The organism is Bacillus cereus group sp. Bce041 (assembly GCF_052646455.1).
In genome coordinates, this window is the sequence record NZ_JBQXON010000001.1 from 934,205 (window position 1) to 953,568 (window position 19,364).

Genomic DNA, 19,364 nt, shown 5'->3' on the forward strand with positions numbered 1-19,364 from the left:
TATACAGCAAAACCGTTTACTATACATTTGTTTCCTGCATAGCGGCAAATTCATCCTCAGAAATAAGGACATCTCTCGGTTTCGTTCCTCTACCTTCAGAAATAATTCCTTGCGATTCCATCTCTTCAATGAGACGTGCCGCGCGATTATAACCGATGCGGAATTTTCGCTGTACAGAAGATGTAGACGCTCCCCCTTGTTCTACAACAAATTGACATGCATCAAGGAACAATTCGTCTTCCGACTCAGCTTGTTCTGTTTTCGCTAATAAATCCTCTTGCTTAAATAAGTAATTCGGCTTCATTTGCTTTTTCACATGATCAACTGTTTTTTCAATCTCATCATCCGATACGTATACACCTTGTACACGAACTGGTTTAGATGTACCGTTCCCTAAGAATAACATATCACCACGGCCAAGTAATTTCTCCGCGCCCCCAATATCAATAATCGTACGCGAATCAACTTGAGATGATACAGTAAACGCAATACGCGTTGGAATGTTTGACTTAATTAAACCTGTAATAACATCTACAGATGGACGCTGCGTCGCTACTAATAAATGAATACCACAAGCACGTGCTTTTTGCGCAATACGACAAATCGCTTCCTCAACATCACCAGGTGCTACCATCATTAAATCGGCTAACTCGTCAATGACAATAACGATATAAGGTAATGTCTCTCCTGGAATTTCTCGCTCACTTACAATCGTATTGTAGCGAGTTAAATCACGAGCACCAGCATGCGCAAACAATTCATAACGGCGTTCCATTTCCTCAACTGCCCATTTTAATGCAGCTGTAGCTGCTTTTACATCCGTAATAACAGGTGCTACAAGATGCGGAACAGAATTATATGGTGCAAGCTCAACCATCTTCGGATCAATTAACATTAACTTCACTTCATGTGGTTTCGCTTTATATAAAATACTCGTTAAAATGGCGTTAATACACACACTTTTACCTGAACCCGTTGCACCCGCAATAAGTCCGTGCGGCATTTTTCGAATATCCGTTACAATTGGATCCCCTGAAATATCAAGTCCAAGCGCAACAGTAAGCGGTGATTCACTCTTTGTGAATACAGGACTTCTTAAAATTTCGCGAAGAAATACTGGCTTGCTTTCTTTATTTGGAACTTCAATTCCAATTGCACTCTTCCCTGGAATCGGCGCTTCAATACGAATATCTTTCGCAGCTAAACTTAACTTAATATCATCACTTAAGTTTGTAATTTTATTTACTTTCACACCTGGGTCTGGCTGTACTTCAAAACGAGTTACCGCTGGCCCTTGCGATACATTAATAACATGTGCGCCAACGTGAAAATTATTAAACGTTGTATCTAATAATTCTTTCTGCTCCTCTAACCATTCTGTATTATCTAACGCTGATTGCTGTGGAATCGACAACAGCGCTAATGGTGGAACAGTATATGTCGGTGGTGTATGCAATACATTTCGCATATCGTTCTCTCTTTGATTTACAACATATGCTTTCTCTTGTACTTCCGTACTTGAAATTGGCTTTTGTACTTGCTCTACCACTACTTGCTGCATTGGTTGCTCTTCCACTTGTGGTTCTGCTACTACTTGCTGCACTGGGCGTTCTTCCACTTGTGGTTCTGCTACTTGCTGCACTGGGCGCTCTTCCACTTGTGGTTCTACTACCACCTGCTGCACTGGGCGCTCTTCCACTTGTGGTTCTACTACCACCTGCTGCACTGGACGTTCTTCCACTTGTGGTTCTACTACCACCTGCTGCATTGGGTTTTCTTCCACTTGTGGTTCTGCTACTACTTGCTGCACTGGGCGTTCTTCCACTTGTGGTTCTGCTACTACTTGCTGCACTGGGCGTTCTTCCACTTGTGGTTCTGCTACCTCTTGTTGTACTGGCTTATTCTCTACTCGTACATTAGCAGGAGGCTGCATTGCATTTGCTCTAGCTGCATGTCTTTCCATTAATCGTGTTCTATCTTGTTTCAACATAACAACATTAAATGGTACATGGCGCTTTTTCTCACGTTTTGGTTCTTCTTTTTGTACAACTGGTTGCTCTTCTGCGATTGGTGTTTCTTCTACAACTCGTTGCTCTTCTGCGACCTGTGCTTCTTCTACAACTCGTCTATTTTCCTCTGTTTCTGCAATTAAAACATTCGCAAAGCTTTGAACATCTTTCTTCGTTTGTTCATCAGCCTCAGCAACATGTATGAATTCACTCTTTTGTTCAATTGCTTCATCTTCTTGCTGAATTTCCTCAAGTGCTACAAATGTCTCTACTACAGACGCTTTTGTTTCTGCAATCACTTCTGTTTCTTCTGCTTCCGCAATTACTTCCACTTCTTCTAACTCTTCTGCTTCCGCAATTACTTCAGCTTCTTCTGACTCTTCTGCTTCCGCAATTACTTCCACTTCTTCTGACTCTTCTGCTTCCGCAATTACTTCCACTTCTTCTGACTCTTCTGTTTCTGTAATTACTTCAGCTTCTTCTGACTCTTCTGTTTCTGTAATTACTTCAGCTTCTTCTGACTCTTCTGCTTCCGCAATTACTTCCACTTCTTCTGACTCTTCCGTTTCTGCAATTACTTCCACTTCTTCTGACTCTTTCGCTTCCGCAATTACTTCCACTTCTTCTGACTCTTCTGTTTCTGCAATCACTTCTACTTCTTCTGCTTCCGCAATTACTTCCACTTCTTCTAACTCTTCTGCTTTCGCAATTACTTCAGCTTCTTCTGACTCTTCTGCTTCCGCAATTACTTCCACTTCTTCTGACTCTTCTGTTTCTGCAATTACTTCAGCTTCTTCTGACTCTTCTGCTTCCGCAATTACTTCCACTTCTTCTGACTCTTCCGTTTCTGCAATTACTTCCACTTCTTCTAGCTCTTTTGCTTCCGCAATTACTTCCACTTCTTCAGGTGCCTCTGTTTCCATAACTACTTCTTCAAGCTCTTCCGTTTCTGCAATTACTTCTACTTTTGACACTTCTTCTGGTATTTCCACAATGATTGTTTCTTCAAGTTTTTCTTCTGCTTTGACAATCACTGATTCTTCTGGAGCTTGCTTTTCTACTTCAATAGTAGGTTGTTTTATTTCTGTGTTACGTTTAATTTCTTCTGATAATATTGTATCCTCGTGCTCTACTTTAGAAGCTACTAATTCTTCTTGTAGATTGTTTTCGTTTAACACCACTACATCTTTTTCTAGCTTAGCACTTTCCATCTGCTCAGCTACTGTTTTATGAAGTAATTCATCCGCTGAAACTTCCTGCGGTGTACTCATTTCTTGAATCACTTCTTTTTCTTCTACTAAAGGCACTTGGCGTTCGATTTCATAACCGTTTTTCTCTAGCCATTGATCAACTACTGACTTTTCTTCCTTTTTATTCTCTTCATATTGTTGCTCTCCTTGCTGGTTAGCAGCTCTATGACTAGAAGAAGTTGGTGCTTGTCCTTCTGAGAAATCAGATAATTTATATCCTTTTTTCTCTAACCATGCATCAACGACTGATTTACCCTCTACAGATATTTCAAGGTCTTCTCTTTCCTTTACTTCCTCCTGCTTTTCTTCCTTTTTCTCTACTGAAGGACGATTATATCCATAAATTGGCGAAATCATTTCTGTTGGACGAAATGGTCTACGGTTACTCTCTTGCGAAGGTGCAGATACCTTTTTAACGACAGACTCCCGCACCGGTTCATATTGCACTTCCGGCTCTTCATATGTAGAAACTACCTTTTCCACATACGGTCGTCTGCTTCTTTCCACCTTTATTCCTCTTTGGGCAGTAGGTTCTTCATATGTTACTCCTTGAACAGGTTGTTCTTCGAAGCGATTTACTTCGCTTTCATCCTCTTCATCGAACCCATTATCCGGTACTAAAGGAAAACGGCATTTACCTGCATTCCTACTTGCCATTTGTGCTTCTCTTGCTTCAGTGTAGTGGTTTACACGAGGAATTTTCGGCTGACTTTCAATTTGCTTTGGTACTTCTTTATTCATCGCTGTTTGTTCTTCCTCTTTGTTAAACAGCTTTTTCATCCAATCTAACATGCTTACCACTCTTTCTACTAAATAGTAACATCCTTTATTGTATCAGCATTCGGCAAAAAGTGCAGGTAAAATTAAGCATGTCATATTTATCCACAATATTCTAATTTACGAGTGTTTCATATGGAAAAACGCAGCCTTTCATGTAAGACTGCGCTTAAGCTTTACTCTTCCGATATGCATCTATACTATCCGTTACACTTTGCAATAAAGAATTTACATACTGCGGGTCAGATAATTTTTTATCTTCTTCATGGTTTGACATAAACCCAAGTTCTAATAACACACCAGGAACCTTTGCCCAATTAAATCCAGAAAGATCATCCCGAAATTTAATTCCATTTACTTTTACTTGCTGGTTCTCCCTCATTTTATTTATAATCATTTGAGAGATTTGAAGACTTTCCGCATAAATCTCTTTCGTATACGGACTTCCTTCTGCCGGCGTCAATACAGCAAATCCACTTTCGTTTGGATTTTCAGAACCATCTGCATGAAGACGTAAAAATAAATTCGCCTTATGATTATTTGCGAATGTCGCCCGTTCTTTATTACTTATATCAACGTCTTGTGATGTTCTCGTCATTAATACTTGTATCCCTTTTGCTTCAAGCTTTTCTTTTAATAAAAAAGCCATTTCTAATACAAGTACAGCCTCTCTCTTTTTCGTCACAACACCTGTTGTACCGTCTGTCACTTTATATTTTTGCGTTGTTGCCCCTGGTCCAATTGGCTCTAAATTTAAATTCGCTTTTTGTTGATGCCCTGGATCAATAACGACGAGAAACTTCTCTTGTTTTTCATTACTCCCTACTTTTTGTTCATTATTTTGCACTGGTTGCTCAGTTGGCTGTACTGGCGTAGTTTCTTCTTTCTTTTCCTCAGATGATACTTCCTCTTGCTTATGTTCTACTTGCTCATTCGTTTGAATTGCTTGCAATTCTTCGTTTATTTCTTGTTCTTGCTGTTTTTCTACCGGTGCGTCTTCTTTGGTATCTTTGTTTTTCTCTTGTATAGAAGATGTAGTTTCTTTTTTCGGCTGCTCTTGTGAACAACCGGCCATATATATTCCAATGAATGCAATCATGCTCATTATTTTTATATACTTCATACTTCTCTCCCATCACTTTGCACCGGATTCAAAGTTTTTCTTATAATTGCCCTATAATCTCATCCATATTTCCAATATAAACTGGCTGCCATTTTTCTGTACCACGTTCTGCAGTATAAACCGGATAAGCGTCATCATCTATATTTACGAAAACTGGATCGCCCATATCCGTTTCATATCCAATTGTAATCCATCCTTCTTGCCACTTTCCGTTTTCTTCACTTATTAATGAATTTTTATGTTTATCGTATCGGTAACCGATTTGTCCTTTTTCTAATTCACTTTCACTAAACACATATATTTCATAAGTACCTAGCTCAATATCTTGCTGTTTTGAAGTTTCAATTCGTTTTAGAAGTTCTGCGATTTTTATTTGTTGTTTCATACGTCTATCCCCTTCTATTTTTCTAAATTTTAACTAGTTTGTTTATAAAATACAATATAGATTTTAAGAAAAAAGGTGACATCCTTATAATATGAATGATTTTTTGAATATATCTGTCACAACTCTACATATATCAACGATTTTTCAAATATATCTATCGTAACTCTACATATATCAACGATTTTTTAAATATATCTATCACAATTCTCAATATATCAACGATTTTTCAAATATATCTATCGTAACTCTACATATATCAACGATTCGACACGGAATATCGACTTACCAACAAAAAATGACAAAACAAAAAGAGAGGCTGCCCAAAAGGACAACCTCTCTTTTCTTATATCAATTAAAATTTAAACTCTTGTCCAACTTCAAAGCTATCTTCTAATACAAGAATACCTTTTTCTTGTGGAGCATCTGGAAGCTCTAATTCACGTGCAGAGCAGATCATTCCAGAAGAAGGAACACCGCGAAGTTCTGCTGGTTTAATTAACATACCACTTGGCATTACAGCACCAATTTTTGCAACGACAACTTTTTGTCCTGCATCAACGTTTGGTGCGCCACATACGATTTGTAATGTTTCTGTACCGATTTCTACTTTACAGATGTTTAGCTTGTCAGCATTTGGATGCTTTTCTTTTTCAGCTACATAGCCTACAACAAATTTCGGAGAAAGATCTGCTTCTACTGTTTCTTCAAAGCCATTCTTCGCTAAAATTTCGTTGATTTTCTCTACAAGCTCTTTCGTTAATGTAAGGTTGCCTGTTTCTTTTACTTCTAAGTAAGAAGATGCATTAAAGATGTTGAATCCTGCTGTTACATTGCTTTCACGATCATATACGCGTGCAACATCTCCTTTGCGATCAAAAGTACGGTTCTCTAAAGTAATATCTTGTAAGGCAACAATTAAAGTGTCACCAATTCCTTCAAGGTTGTAAAAAACGTTCACTTCGTTCATCCTTTCTCTTTTCCATCTGTCTTCTTCCGATTTTTCGCTAAAATAAAGATTGGTTCAAATTCTCCATCTTCATATACGAATGAAAGTGATGTAATCGGAACATGCCCTTCGGCAAAAAATTTCATTGTCATTTGTGCAATAATATCATAACCGATTTCGTTGACGATATCAGCAATAATTAATACATCTTGGTGAGGAACAGCAACAACCATGTCACCAGAAATCTTTTCACGCATCGATTGTAGTAACGATTCGTTTAAAATACGAGTCGCGTCATACCCATCATTTGTGTTTAAAAAGTAGAATGTATTACCCGCTACTGTGTCTTGTTTAAATTCATAACCTAATGAGCGTGCGTTGAATAATGCCATTTCACGCACTTGCTGTTCTGTAAGTTCTAATTTTTGTAATAGACGCTCATCAATTAGTCGATACGTTTTATTCGAATCTAGCGCGTAGTAAATACGTGTTTCCGCCGTATGATCCGTCATAATAAACGGATTTCCTTCTTCTGCTTGTTTCGGGAAAGAAGTAGAGCGAATAACAGGTAAAATTTTCGCTCCGCTATTTTCTTCTTTATGCATCGCAATTAGCGCTTCTTGTACGTAATAAGCAACTTCTTCAATTGCCTTTTCCTTGTTCACTTCCCATTTTGCCACAACTCCTGGAAGCGATACGTTAATACCTTTTTTGGAGTCTTTTTGTTCAATACGTAAAACTTCTTTCTCACTATCATACTGAAAGTCCCATTCTGGGCGAGATAATTTCTTTATTAACTCATCTTTCATCTTTTTACTTGTCATCTTCATCTCTTTTTTCCTCCCTTCCAAAAAAATAACCTCCCCCGCGAAGGTAGAGGTTGTTTTACAATTCAATTGGCAAATTGCCTTATTTTAAACCTTCAATGAACTCTTCGATTTGTTCTTGTGTTTTACGATCTTTGTTTACATAGCGACCAGTTTCTTCACCTTTATTGTACGCTACAAAGCTCGGAATGCCAAATACGTCTAATTTTACACATAGATCCATAAACTCATCACGATCTACATAGTAAAATGAGAAATCACTATATTTCTCTTCTACTTCTGGCATAAATGGATCTACAAAGCGGCAGTCTGGGCACCATTCTGCTGAGAACATAAAGACTACATTCTCTTCATTTTTTAACTGTTGGAATTGCTCCATGCTTTCTAATGACTTCATCTATATTTCCTCCTCTAACGGGTGCATTTTTCATGTTATAATCTTTCTTTTATACTACCATACATCGCGCACGGTGCAAGGTTTATGCTTGCTTTTTGTCATACTTATATTGCCCAACTAACAACTTAACAACGTGTACAAATAATTCCGTGCGGTCGACATAATCATCTGTAAAAATACCGATAGCACCTTCGTGACTACGAATATCTTTTCGCTGCACAAACTCTTCCATCACTTCGCTTAATTCCTTACCATCTTCAAGAGGTGCTAAAAAATCGTCTGGTAACGTAATACGCGCTCCTCCGGCCACAAATACTTTCCCATCCATTGTTGCTAGCGCGCCCCAGTTACACATAAATAAACCGTGCTCCGTTTTCATTACGCCGCCTTCTAGCCCAATACCAATTGGAGCTTCTCCTTCCTCTAGCGCTCGCTTCGCTCTATTAATCGCTCCTTGCATCGTCTCTTCATCTGAGAAAGGCTGAGCTGATACTCCTGACGGAACAGAAAGAGATGTAATTTCAGCATCTTTCCAAACCTTCTCCACAGCGCCAACCTTCGTTTTATTCTTTGATCCTACTACTACTTTCATTTCGTTCACCTCTATAAAAATTCATCATTCTATTCTAATATCCCTATCAGATACGAATTAAGCATCAACCACTACCACATATCACCAAGTCATCTATTCAGCCTAAAAAAGAAGGTTTTTTCTAGCAACATTACCGTCTTCAAAAACACAAACAGCCTTCCTCTCACTTCCTACTTGGGGTCTTCATACATCATTCGAACACCAATTAAGCACTGACCATTCCCACTCATGGATGGGTCATCTATTCAATCTAAAAAAAGAAGGTTTTTTCTAACAACATTACCGTCTTCAAAAACAAAAACAGCCTTCCTCTCTTTTCCTATCCAGGGTCTTAATACACCATTCGAGCACCAATCAGGCACTAACCGCTCCCACTCATCGCTGGGTCATCTATTCAAGCAAAAAAAAGAAAGGCCTCTTCAGCCCTTCTTCCTCTCTACGCGTTATTCTTAATTGTCTCTAACGTCGTTTTATCTGTTGTTCTCACAAGCTTCGTAATTAATTCTTTCGCCGCTGCATAATCATCAACATGTAAAATTGAAGCATGTGTATGAACGTAGCGCGCACAAACACCAATTACTGCTGATGGGATACCAGAGTTACTTGTATGTACACGGCCCGCATCTGTACCACCTTGTGAAATAAAGTATTGGTACGGAATGTTGTTTGTTTCTGCTGTATCTAAAATGAATTCGCGTATTCCTCTATGTGTTACCATCGTGCGATCGTAAATACGAAGAAGAGCACCTTTTCCTAATTGACCGAACTGTGTTTTGTCACCAGATGCATCGTTTGCTGGACTTGCATCAAGCGCATAGAAAATGTCTGGTTGAATCATATTTGCAGCGGTTTGCGCTCCGCGAAGACCTACTTCTTCTTGTACAGTAGCACCAGAATATAATGTATTTGGTAATGTTTCGTCTTTTAATTCTTTTAACAATTCGATTGCAAGACCACATCCGTAACGGTTGTCCCAAGCTTTCGCCATAATTTTCTTCTCATTTGCCATCGGTGTAAACGGGCAGATCGGCACGATTTGTTGTCCTGGTTTTACACCAATTTCAATCGCATCTTCATAACTATCTGCACCTATATCAATTAACATATTTTTTATATCCATCGGTTTTGCACGTTGCGCGTCACTTAATAAATGAGGAGGAATAGAACCAACAACCCCAATAACAGGACCATTCTTCGTCATAACTTGTACACGCTGTGCTAATAAAACTTGGCTCCACCAGCCGCCTAACGTTTGAAAACGAAGCATTCCGTTTTTCGTAATTTGCGTAACCATGAAACCTACTTCATCCATATGACCTGCTACAAGAACACGTGGGCCAGTTTCGTCCCCTTTTTTCAGACCAAATACGCTACCTAAACCGTCTTGTACAATTTCATCCGCATATTTGCTTAATTCTTGTTTCATAAAACGGCGTACATCATGTTCAAAACCTGATGCACCTTGTAATTCTGTTAACGTACGAAATAATTGTAATGTCTCTTTATTCACGAAGTCCCCTTCTTTCAAACCTTAGTAGAATACCTCTTTTATTGTAACGAAATTTTCGAAATGTTTCTAGTTTCTTCTTTTTTAGCTGTATTTGCTTTATAATTATTATCGGTACACTATTTTTATTTTATAGAATTGAGGTGAATATATGAGCTGGAAAGGTTTAGTAGCAGGTCTTGGCGTTGGGTTCGCAGCTGGTTATCTCGTTGCAAACAAAGTACAAGAACAATCCCATATTTCTTCAGAAAAAGCATTGAAAATGGTGAAACAAGCATTAAGTCATAAAGGTGAAATTACTGGCTCTTGGGTACATATGGTTCCAGAGACATTTGAAAAATATGATGTCGCATATGAAGTTTATCGCGGCGGTCTTACAACGATGTTAAATGATATACAAGAACGATTTGAATTTTTAGTTGATGCTAAAACAGGTACTGTTTTAGAGGTTATAGCAGCATAAAACGGAGGGTTCCCATTAGGTGAACCTCTTATTTTTTTGAAATTGCGGGTATTGATTAAAAGTATATCAGCGATTTTTTAAATATATCGACTTACCGACAAAACCCGACAATAAAAAAGAAGCTGCTCCAATAAATATGATGGAACAACCTCCTATTTTTATGCTTCTATACTCGTTTTCCGTTCTATTTTTTCTACGATATGACCTTCCTCATTCCACTTCACAGCTCGATAATATGCGTCATGGTAAAACGTAAACCATGCCTCTTTTTCAGCACCATACTTCATCCACTTTTGCTTATTTTCAATCGAGGTCATCGGATAATCATCGTATGCCATTACCCATAATACATTTTGATGCGCGTGCGTCGGCAAGAGATCTGCTAAATGTAGCATCGTTTCCCCTTGACTCTCCAAAATGATGACTGCATGTCCATCACTATGCCCACCCGTATGTGCCATCTTGATTTCATCTGTAATTTCTATTTCTTGCTGGAACGTAACAACTTGATCTACAATTGGCTCCCAATTTTCCTTCCAATATGTATTACGTGATCTAATGTTTGGATTCCTCATTTCATTCCATTCTGTTTCACTTACGTAAACTTTCGCATTTGGAAATGCCGGTACAAGGTGATCATCTTCCCATTTTGTTAGACCAGATGCATGATCAAAATGAAGATGTGTCATCAAGACGTAGTCGATATCTTCAGGCTTTAATCCTAATTTTTCTAATGATTCATAAACCGATGATTCTTCTGTTACACCTTGATTGCGTTTCATCTTCTCATTCAACTTACCGTTTCCTATCCCGGAATCAATGAGCATATTTCCATCTTTTGTTTGCAAAAGTAACGGATCTGTTCGTAAATAAATATGATTTGTATCATTATGTTTATATTTACGTGACCAAAGTACTTTCGGCACGACTCCAAACATTGCTCCTCCATCTAAATGTGTATTCCCGCCTTTTAACCACGTTACTTTTATATCTCCAATTTGTAACTGTTCCATTACACATCCCCCTTTTTAATTAATCTTAACATAAAATTCTGATTATTTTAGGTGTAAAAAAACCTACGCATTACTGCATAGGCTCTGTACGATATTTTGCTTCAACTCGGTAAATACGATGACCTTTACTAGAGAATTTCTCTTCGTATTCAGTCATGATGTTACCTTCAAAGTCGCTGTTATGAAGATCTAAGCTTAAGTACGTTAGTAACATACCATACTCAGCCATACTCATAAGAGAATATTCAAATAAACCTTGGTTATCTGTTTTGAAATGAATTTCTCCACCTTCTACTAACACTTCTTCGTAATTACGTAAAAATGTTTTATACGTTAAACGACGCTTCGTATGACGTTTCTTTGGCCATGGATCTGAGAAGTTTAAATAAACGCGATCAATTTCACCTTTCGCAAAGAAAACTGTTAAATCTTCAGCATCTTTATTAATTAACTTTAAGTTTGGTAATTCTTCTTCAATTAATTTATCAAGTGCATCTACAACAACACTTGTGAATTTTTCAATTCCAATATAATTAATATGTGGATTCGCTTTCGCCATATCATACATGAAGCGGCCACGACCTGTACCTACTTCAATGTGAATTGGTTGTTCGTTTCCAAATACTTCTTTCCAGCTACCAGCGCGCTCCTCTGGGTTTCCGATTACGATATGTGAATATTCATTAATTCGATCCATTGCATACGGTTTATGTCTTAAACGCATAGATGTTTCCCTCTCTTTACATAGCTATTTTAAAGGAATAATTCCTTCTTTCTTTTTTAATCAATCTACCAAACAAAAAACCAAGTACGTACGAGCACTCGGTCCGTTTCTTTCAAGTATAAGATGTACCATTTTGATAAAAACTACATACAGCATTAAACATTCCATGACGAAACAGCTTTTTCTCTTACATTTGAAGAGAAAAACAATCGAAAGGATGATCCGTTCATGCCAATTAATCAACAACATCAATTAGAAGTGCTGAAAGATATTTTAGTCAACCACCAAAGTGATTGCTGCGGGACAGTTTCAGAATGCGAGCAATTAGAGCGCCTCATTCAATCGTTACTCGCAAACGATAATATAAGTAGTGACGCTAAAACAATGCTAAACGATGTATATTCTTATAGTCAATCGGGTAAATCTTCCTCTAATTTGGACAACCATATTTCCAATAATCAAGAACAACTTACTCAGTGGATTGCTGGAATGGACAATTTTTCTTAAGTATCATTCTGAAGCAAGTAGTTGCTGTAAATATTGATGCCAATATTCAGCTTCTGCTTGCTGTTTTTTTGTTGTATGCCATTGAATAGACAAAATCGTTTGTGCTATCACATACCATCTCATACGCCTAAGCAGCGATTCATCCATTTCAATATCATAGTAACCGAGCCACTCACTCCATTCCTGGCGCGGAATGTACCAATATAATAACATACCGAGGTCTAGAGCTGGGTCAGCAATTACAGCTCCATCCCAATCAATTAAAAACAATTCATCTTCATCCGACAATAGCCAGTTGTTATGATTTACATCACAATGGCATACAACGAATTCATTGTATTCAATAGCTTTTAATGAATCCATTAAATATTGAAGGCCTTGCTGAATTGTTTCATCATCCCTTATATCTCCTCTTAAAACGAGTTGCAGTTGTTGTAATAACTCTTGTGCGTGAAGCGGCTGCTTCCCAAGTCTTTGAATCATCTGTACAAGCGCTTTAGAGGAGTGTATTTTCTTCAACAGTTTCGCAACACGTTCTAGTTTCATATCCTCTGGCTCTAGCTTCTGTCCCGGAAGCCATTTTTGAGCAGAAATTACATCACCATTCGTTACCCTTCTTGTCCAAAGTAATTTTGGAACAATTCCTTCTGCTGACAATACCGCTAAAAAGGGCGATGTATTCCGCTTTAAAAATAACTTCTGTTGTCCGTTTTGCGCAATATATGCATCGCCCGTTACTCCACCAGCCGGTACAAGACTCCACTCTTTTCCTAATAATTGTTCCAACCATTCCATATTCATTACCCGTTAACAAATCCTTATCTTTTATAGTTATGAAAAGAAAAACCGCAACATTTCTACACATGTTGTGGATTCATATATTTTACTGTAAATGAAAAGAAAAATTAGCCTAAGCCAAAAATCCTCTATTTTATTTTACAAAACCTGTCATAGAATGACAACTTATCAAAATCGTCACCTTTGTCAATTCTACATTTATTACATTCTCATCGTCAAGTAGCGATTTGTCACATTATCGTCAATATATACGTGCTAATTGGAGCGAGCTTAAGTTCCTTTCCTCTAAATGAAGAAATTGGCTCTATTTTCGCTTCGTTTTCGTTTACTAACACATGCCACGTTGCTTCTTTCGGAAGTTGCACAGTTTTAGCTTCTAAACCGCTATTAAATAAGATGATAATCTCTTTCCATGGCCCAAACGTTTCTGCATGCTCTAGGTGATATGCAAGTACTTCTGTAGATGTTTGTAAAAAAGTCATATGTTTTTTTATAAGGTCTGCGCTTTGTAATCGGAATGCCCCATGCTCTTTACGAATCGCAATTAAACCTTTTATATAGTTAACGGTCTCTATCTCTTTCTCTTTTTGATCCCAATCTAATTGATTGATCTCATCATTTGCATTATAACTATTTTCATTTCCTTTCTTCGTACGATAAAACTCTTGCCCTGCGTGTAAGAAAGGGATGCCTTGTGAAAGAATAACCATTGCGCTCGCTAACAGGTGACGTTTTTTCAAAATCGTTTCTGATTCTTCATTACTGCGCACTAGTTTATCCCACATCGTCATATTATCATGACATTCTACATAGTTAATGCTTTGCGCTGGCTCTAGAAACAGCCCTGTTTCTTTCATACTTAAAAGACTTCCTGCTGCAATATACTGCAAATGATTACAGTCTACATGCCCACCAAATGCAAAACCACGCTTATTTATATGAAATGTACTCCCTTTTATCCCATCACGAAATTGATCATTAAACTGCGCGATATGTGGCATTTTCTTCGCATTATTTAACGTTGCTTTTTCTTTGGCAGGAAGCGGTGTTTGTAAATCCCATCCTTCTCCTAATAACAAAGCATCTCGTTTTATGTTTCGCACTTCTTTTTCTATCATATTCATTGTATCAACATCTAAAATTCCCATTAAGTCGAATCGGAATCCATCGACATTGTATTCAGTAAGCCAATATAAAATAGACTCTACAATGAATTTCCTCATCATTTTCCGTTCAGACGCTATATCATTTCCGACTCCCGTCCCATTAGAAGGCATACCATCTTCACCATGACGAAAATAGTATCCTGGAACAAGCTTTTCAAATGATGATAGCTCTCTTTCATAAACATGATTATAGACAACATCTATAATCACCCTAATACCTTGTTCATGAAATGTTTCAATTAGTTGTTTGCACTCAACTATCCTGTTATACGGATCAGAGGGGTTTGTAGCATAATATCCTGTTGGTGCATTGTAATATAATGGATTATATCCCCAATTATAGGCGGACGAAGGATTCGCCTCATCTACACCACCGAAACAATATAAAGGTAATAGTTCAACATGTGTAACACCTAAATCTTTTATATGGGACAACCCTGTTAATGTCCCATTCCGTCCTGTTGTTCCCTCTTCCATCAATCCTTTATATGTTCCCTTTTGAATTACTCCACTATTTGGATGTATAGTCGCATCACGAATATGCAGTTCATACAATATGGCATCTGTCATTGATTGTAATGTTGGTAATCCCTCTCGTCTTGTTACATTCGTTTTTTCTAAATTGATAACAACACCATGTTTTCCATTTACCGTCACCGACTTTGCATAAGGATCCACAGCTTCGTTCCATATTAAATTAATACAAACAAGAAATGTATAGCGTGCTCCGTCTAAATCACCTTGTAATGTTTGAATCCAAACTCCGTTTTCTCCCCTGTACATTTCATGATCGGTATATTCTTTATCGCTCTTATAAATTCTTACTTTCGCAAGCCTTGCAGTTGGGGCCCATACTTTAAATGTCGTTTCTTCTTTTTGATAAACAGCACCTAAATCTGTACCTTCGTAATAATACTTTTCATCGAAACTTTTTGTTCGAATAACAGCACCTATTTGTAAATCAGTTTCTTCATTCCGTTCATCTCGTACTGTATAATACTTCCCCACATCTAGCGGCTCTTCTATAAAGCACTCATACTTCGTTGCATCTGGAAGCGCAATCGTATGAGCAATCGGTAAATCTTTCACATTACTTCCTTCTTGCAAACGAAATGTCCGACTTGTTCCATACGCATGTGGGAGCAAAATTGTAATTTTATTCATTTCATCTAAATAGGCATCAAATGGACGTTTTACTTTCAACATAAAAAAATCACCATCATTCTCAAAGTTAAAATAAAGTGAAACTTTAATGAGCGAGAAAATTTCTCCATCCTCACTTATTATTAGCCTTCACCAATTAGGCGAGATAAAATGAGCTGCAAATGATAAGGCTTTTCTTATCAACAAGACTCTATACAGTAACTCCATTCTTCTCTATAGTATATTCACCTGCATAAAAAACGTTTTCAACATTCTATTTTTGTAATTTTATTTCAGCAATCGATTTATACTTCGGGGTTTCTTTCACGTGGGATTCGTATAAAGTAATTGTATCTGCTTGAAATGATATTTCAGGCACTTCTTTTATACTTTCTAAACGAAACTTTTCTTCTCCTATCCATTTACGAGCAACGGTAATATGCGGGTGATATGGGCGTGTTTCTAGAGAAAATCCATTTTCTTCACAAATGGCATGTATTTGCTTTTGCAACTGAAACAAATCGTGATTCTCACTTACCTTCGCCCAAAAAATACGAGGCTGATCTTCCCTACCAAACGTTGAAAAACCTTGTAATGTGAACGATAGTTCTTTTGTTTCTGCAATTGTTTTTAATCCATTCTTTATTCCCTCTAATTGTTCCCCCGTTGCACTCCCTAAAAATGAAAGGGTAATATGATAGTCTTCTTTATGTACCCATGAACGAAATTGTAATTCCTCTTGCATATCCTCTTTATAGTTAGACAGCATTTCTTTTATATGATTCGGTAACGTAATTGCGACAAAATAATGCAGTTCCATGTACATCTTCTCCTTCTTTTCTATTGTTGCTTTTCTTTCTTATCTCATTCAGGTAAAAAGAAGCCGCTCTCCAAAATAGAGAGCGGACATTATTTATATATCCATTACTTCGCTAATTCATGAATTGCTTGCGCGTAAATTGCTGTTGCTTTCAATAAGTCTTCAATTTCGATATACTCATCTTTTTGATGCGCAAGTTCTTCTTTTCCAGGGAATAGCGGGCCAAATGCCACACCAGCTTTTAATGAACGAGCATAAGTACCGCCGCCGATTGCTAATAGTTCTGCTTTTTCACCTGTTTGTTCTTCATACACACGTTGTAACGTACGGATTAATACGTGATCTTTATCGACGTGATGTGGGCGAGAATTAGAATAGTCAGCCACTTCAAAACCATGCGTACCAACATATTCTTTCAACTTCACAATTGTTTCTTCAAAGTTAGTTGTAACTGGGTAACGTACGTTTAGCCCTAAGTTACCACCGTTTTCTTTCGTATAAGAAATGCGACCGACATTCACTGTTAACGGACCGCTAATTTCATCTTTGTAAGCAATAGTAGCTTTTTCACCAAAAATATCACCAGTAAATGTTTCTGTTGCAAATGTCGCAAATGCAGTTGCTTTTCCATCAAGTGAAACTGTAGTTAAGAAGTTTGCTAATAATAAACCTGCATTTTCTCCTTTTTCAGGAGTAGATCCGTGCGCTGAAATTCCTTCTATTTGCAACGTCACTGTATTTCCTTCTATAGTCGATTTCCCTATTTTTTTAGCAGTTTGTAAATACTCTTCATATGCTACTGTAAGTGCATTTACATCTTCTCCTGTGATAACTGCTTCTGCAAAATCAGGAACCATATTTAAACGGCGCCCTGAATCAAATGAAACAAGTTCATATGTACCTTTTTTCTCTTCACTACCATTTTGCACAACTTGTATATCAGAAATTCCTTTTTCTGCATTAATAATTGGAAAGTCTGCATCCGGTGCAAAACCAATTGTTGGCATTTCTTCATTTTTAAAGTAGTGATCTACACATTTCCAATTGCTTTCCTCATCTGTTCCTATAATCATACGAACACGTTTTGAAAGAGGTAAGCCTAATTCTTTCACAATTTTCATTGCATAATATGCTGCCATCGTTGGGCCTTTATCGTCAATTGCACCACGTGCAAAAATCTTTCCATCGCGAATATTCGCACTATATGCGGGAGTCGTCCAGCCATCTCCTTCTGGTACAACGTCAACGTGACAAAGAATACCTACTAATTCTTCTCCTTGTCCCATTTCAAGATGACCTGCATATCCTTCTAAATTTTTAGAAGCAAAACCTTCAGCTTCTCCTTTATGTAACATGAAAGATAGAGCTTTTTCTACACCTTCACCGAATGGTGCGCCCTCTTTCGCAGATTCTTCTTCCCATACACTTTTAATTTGTAAAAATTGTTGTGTATCACGAATTAAATCATCTTTTCGTTTTGCAACTTCTTCTGTCCAATTAATCGCTGACATCACGCATCCATCCTTCACTATATTGTTTCTTTCATCATAACAAACAGAAATCTCTTATGCCATACACGAAAACTAAATACCGAACAATTGTAATATTTCAGATATTTCTTATTAGTTTTTCTTTTGTTTTTCCAAAAAAATTTGCAGGAATTTGGCGTTTTACGTAGAATTTTATGTGTTAGTTGACTGACCATATATACAATGTCAACTACCAATATTTTTCTATATGAATATTTGTTAAATTTCTGTAAAATTTAAGTAGATTAAAGCATGAATTTTATCATGTAGAGTACAATGGTAGTAACGACCTTCTTTCCTGAATGGGGTCAAAAAAACTAGTAGAGGAGTGGTTTTCTCTTGAAACCTACAACTACTCGTATGCTAACACGCATTAAATCAATTTATATGTACATCAATGAAAACGGAACGGTAACGACGAAAGACCTTGTAGATGAGTTCGGGATCACACCGCGAACGATACAACGTGATCTAAATGTGTTGCAGTTTAATGAACTCGTGTATAGCCCTTGCCGCGGTAAGTGGACAACAACAGGAAAGAAAGTGAGAATGACCTCATAACGAAAAATAATTGTATGGTAAATAAATACATACCCCTTTCTAATAATTAGAAAGGGGTCTTTTCTGCGCCTATAAAGGTACTACTTTTCAGTATCTACTTGATATGTTTTTAACATTTCTACTTCTTCATCTGTTAGCTCTCGGTATTGTCCAAGTTCTAGTTCTTCATCTAATACTAACGGACCCATCTCTGTTCTCTTTAGGTAGACTACTTTTTTTCCTACCGCTTCAAACATACGCTTCACTTGATGGAATTTCCCTTCCGTAATCACAAGCTCAATTTCAGAAATATCATCGCTTTTCAATATTGTAAGTGCACCTGGCTTTGTTTCATAGCCATCGTCTAAAATAACACCTTTAGCAAATTCTTTTACATCCTCTTCTGTTACTACTCCTGCAACGTGTGCATAATATTTTTTCGGCACATGCTTTTTCGGAGATAATAATTGATGTGATAACTTCCCATCATTTGTTATCAATAAGAAGCCTTCCGTATCGATATCAAGTCGTCCAACTGGGAACGGATCAAAGATTGCATCTTCTAATTCTAATAAATCTATTACTGTTTCATGATTATCATCTTCCGTCGCTGAAATAACACCTTGTGGTTTATGCATCATTAAGTAAACAAATTCTTTGTATTCCACAACTTCACCGTGAATCATAACTTCTTGCTCTTCTACATTTACATGAACTTTCGCATCTTTTACTGGCGTTCCATCAATTTTCACAACGCCATCTTTCAATAATTTCTTTACTTCTTTTCTACTTCCATATCCCATATTTGCTAATAATTTATCTAATCTCACGTTTTTCACCTTCTTTAT

General features: G+C 37.3%; 18 protein-coding genes. 3 read left to right on the forward strand and 15 right to left on the reverse strand.

The features are described 5' to 3' along the window. Positions 1-19: 19 nt before the first annotated feature. From ACUN13_RS04925 to ACUN13_RS04960, 8 genes are all read right to left on the reverse strand, one after another. Positions 20-4,051, reverse strand: coding sequence for a DNA translocase FtsK (locus ACUN13_RS04925; RefSeq protein WP_445423702.1), 4,032 nt, complete (start codon positions 4,049-4,051; stop codon positions 20-22). 154 nt (positions 4,052-4,205) lie between these two features. After that, positions 4,206-5,159, reverse strand: coding sequence for an N-acetylmuramoyl-L-alanine amidase (locus ACUN13_RS04930; protein WP_025689970.1), 954 nt, complete (start codon positions 5,157-5,159; stop codon positions 4,206-4,208). Positions 5,160-5,199: 40 nt separating this feature from the next. Further along, positions 5,200-5,544 (reverse strand): hypothetical protein, encoded by a 345-nt coding sequence (locus tag ACUN13_RS04935; protein WP_000813166.1) that lies wholly within the window; start codon positions 5,542-5,544, stop codon positions 5,200-5,202. Positions 5,545-5,896: 352 nt separating this feature from the next. Then, positions 5,897-6,511, reverse strand: coding sequence for a YtpR family tRNA-binding protein (gene ytpR / locus ACUN13_RS04940; protein ID WP_001006770.1), 615 nt, complete (start codon positions 6,509-6,511; stop codon positions 5,897-5,899). Next, complete coding sequence (locus tag ACUN13_RS04945; RefSeq protein WP_000784588.1) at positions 6,508-7,320, reverse strand: DUF1444 domain-containing protein; 813 nt, start codon at positions 7,318-7,320, stop codon at positions 6,508-6,510. Before ACUN13_RS04945 ends, ytpR begins: the two co-directional genes overlap by 4 nt. Before the next feature lie 79 nt (positions 7,321-7,399). Next, positions 7,400-7,714, reverse strand: coding sequence for a thioredoxin family protein (locus tag ACUN13_RS04950; protein WP_088344504.1), 315 nt, complete (start codon positions 7,712-7,714; stop codon positions 7,400-7,402). A gap of 82 nt (positions 7,715-7,796) precedes the next feature. Continuing rightward, positions 7,797-8,306: a DUF84 family protein gene (locus ACUN13_RS04955; protein ID WP_000869940.1), complete on the reverse strand. Its 510-nt coding sequence runs from the start codon at positions 8,304-8,306 to the stop codon at positions 7,797-7,799. 436 nt (positions 8,307-8,742) lie between these two features. Beyond that, positions 8,743-9,816, reverse strand: coding sequence for a M42 family metallopeptidase (locus tag ACUN13_RS04960; protein ID WP_001031514.1), 1,074 nt, complete (start codon positions 9,814-9,816; stop codon positions 8,743-8,745). Positions 9,817-9,964: 148 nt separating this feature from the next. Between ACUN13_RS04960 and ACUN13_RS04965 the strand changes: the two genes are divergently transcribed. Beyond that, entirely contained in the window at positions 9,965-10,276 is a 312-nt protein-coding gene (locus tag ACUN13_RS04965; RefSeq protein WP_000118543.1) for a PepSY domain-containing protein, read from the forward strand. Positions 10,277-10,434: 158 nt separating this feature from the next. On the opposite strand, the gene ACUN13_RS04970 is transcribed toward ACUN13_RS04965, so the two are convergent. Together ACUN13_RS04970 and trmB are read right to left on the reverse strand one after the other, a co-directional pair. Beyond that, complete coding sequence (locus tag ACUN13_RS04970) at positions 10,435-11,289, reverse strand: YtnP family quorum-quenching lactonase (protein ID WP_000436849.1); 855 nt, start codon at positions 11,287-11,289, stop codon at positions 10,435-10,437. Positions 11,290-11,359: 70 nt separating this feature from the next. Continuing rightward, positions 11,360-12,013 carry a tRNA (guanosine(46)-N7)-methyltransferase TrmB gene (trmB, locus tag ACUN13_RS04975; RefSeq protein ID WP_001239385.1) on the reverse strand — a complete coding sequence of 218 codons (654 nt, stop codon included), beginning with the start codon at positions 12,011-12,013 and terminating at the stop codon, positions 11,360-11,362. Between the two features lie 228 nt (positions 12,014-12,241). On the opposite strand from trmB, the gene ACUN13_RS04980 reads away from it, so the two are divergent. Beyond that, positions 12,242-12,520 (forward strand): YtzH-like family protein, encoded by a 279-nt coding sequence (locus tag ACUN13_RS04980; RefSeq protein ID WP_001122235.1) that lies wholly within the window; start codon positions 12,242-12,244, stop codon positions 12,518-12,520. Positions 12,521-12,523: 3 nt separating this feature from the next. Here the strand turns inward: ACUN13_RS04980 and ACUN13_RS04985 are convergent, their stop codons facing one another. The 4 genes from ACUN13_RS04985 to pepV all read right to left on the reverse strand — a co-directional run bounded on the left by ACUN13_RS04985 (position 12,524) and on the right by pepV (position 17,958). Continuing rightward, positions 12,524-13,321 (reverse strand): phosphotransferase family protein, encoded by a 798-nt coding sequence (locus ACUN13_RS04985; RefSeq protein WP_001986674.1) that lies wholly within the window; start codon positions 13,319-13,321, stop codon positions 12,524-12,526. Positions 13,322-13,548: 227 nt separating this feature from the next. Next, the gene (gene pulA / locus ACUN13_RS04990; protein ID WP_025689958.1) at positions 13,549-15,690 is read right to left on the reverse strand and encodes a type I pullulanase; all 2,142 of its coding nucleotides are present in this window, start codon (positions 15,688-15,690) and stop codon (positions 13,549-13,551) included. 211 nt (positions 15,691-15,901) lie between these two features. Then, on the reverse strand, positions 15,902-16,447 hold the full coding sequence (thpR, locus tag ACUN13_RS04995; protein WP_000418986.1) for an RNA 2',3'-cyclic phosphodiesterase: 546 nt from the start codon (positions 16,445-16,447) through the stop codon (positions 15,902-15,904). A 104-nt stretch (positions 16,448-16,551) separates the two neighbouring features. Further along, entirely contained in the window at positions 16,552-17,958 is a 1,407-nt protein-coding gene (pepV, locus tag ACUN13_RS05000) for a dipeptidase PepV (RefSeq protein ID WP_017656274.1), read from the reverse strand. A 357-nt stretch (positions 17,959-18,315) separates the two neighbouring features. Between pepV and ACUN13_RS05005 the strand changes: the two genes are divergently transcribed. Further along, positions 18,316-18,537 (forward strand): DeoR family transcriptional regulator, encoded by a 222-nt coding sequence (locus ACUN13_RS05005; protein WP_000805512.1) that lies wholly within the window; start codon positions 18,316-18,318, stop codon positions 18,535-18,537. Positions 18,538-18,617: 80 nt separating this feature from the next. Here the strand turns inward: ACUN13_RS05005 and ACUN13_RS05010 are convergent, their stop codons facing one another. Continuing rightward, positions 18,618-19,346: a pseudouridine synthase gene (locus ACUN13_RS05010; protein ID WP_001234947.1), complete on the reverse strand. Its 729-nt coding sequence runs from the start codon at positions 19,344-19,346 to the stop codon at positions 18,618-18,620. Positions 19,347-19,364: the final 18 nt, after the last annotated feature.

Bases quoted from the DNA above. Each gene is read 5' to 3' on its own strand.
- ACUN13_RS04925 (WP_445423702.1), bottom strand. From the start codon at position 4,051: ATGTTAGATTGGATGAAAAAGCTGTTTAACAAAGAGGAAGAACAAACA.
- ACUN13_RS04930 (WP_025689970.1), bottom strand. From the start codon at position 5,159: ATGAAGTATATAAAAATAATGAGCATGATTGCATTCATTGGAATATAT.
- ACUN13_RS04935 (WP_000813166.1), bottom strand. From the start codon at position 5,544: ATGAAACAACAAATAAAAATCGCAGAACTTCTAAAACGAATTGAAACT.
- ytpR (WP_001006770.1), bottom strand. From the start codon at position 6,511: ATGAACGAAGTGAACGTTTTTTACAACCTTGAAGGAATTGGTGACACT.
- ACUN13_RS04945 (WP_000784588.1), bottom strand. From the start codon at position 7,320: ATGAAGATGACAAGTAAAAAGATGAAAGATGAGTTAATAAAGAAATTA.
- ACUN13_RS04950 (WP_088344504.1), bottom strand. From the start codon at position 7,714: ATGAAGTCATTAGAAAGCATGGAGCAATTCCAACAGTTAAAAAATGAA.
- ACUN13_RS04955 (WP_000869940.1), bottom strand. From the start codon at position 8,306: ATGAAAGTAGTAGTAGGATCAAAGAATAAAACGAAGGTTGGCGCTGTG.
- ACUN13_RS04965 (WP_000118543.1), top strand. From the start codon at position 9,965: ATGAGCTGGAAAGGTTTAGTAGCAGGTCTTGGCGTTGGGTTCGCAGCT.
- ACUN13_RS04970 (WP_000436849.1), bottom strand. From the start codon at position 11,289: ATGGAACAGTTACAAATTGGAGATATAAAAGTAACGTGGTTAAAAGGC.
- trmB (WP_001239385.1), bottom strand. From the start codon at position 12,013: ATGCGTTTAAGACATAAACCGTATGCAATGGATCGAATTAATGAATAT.
- ACUN13_RS04980 (WP_001122235.1), top strand. From the start codon at position 12,242: ATGCCAATTAATCAACAACATCAATTAGAAGTGCTGAAAGATATTTTA.
- ACUN13_RS04985 (WP_001986674.1), bottom strand. From the start codon at position 13,321: ATGAATATGGAATGGTTGGAACAATTATTAGGAAAAGAGTGGAGTCTT.
- pulA (WP_025689958.1), bottom strand. From the start codon at position 15,690: ATGTTGAAAGTAAAACGTCCATTTGATGCCTATTTAGATGAAATGAAT.
- thpR (WP_000418986.1), bottom strand. From the start codon at position 16,447: ATGGAACTGCATTATTTTGTCGCAATTACGTTACCGAATCATATAAAA.
- pepV (WP_017656274.1), bottom strand. From the start codon at position 17,958: ATGTCAGCGATTAATTGGACAGAAGAAGTTGCAAAACGAAAAGATGAT.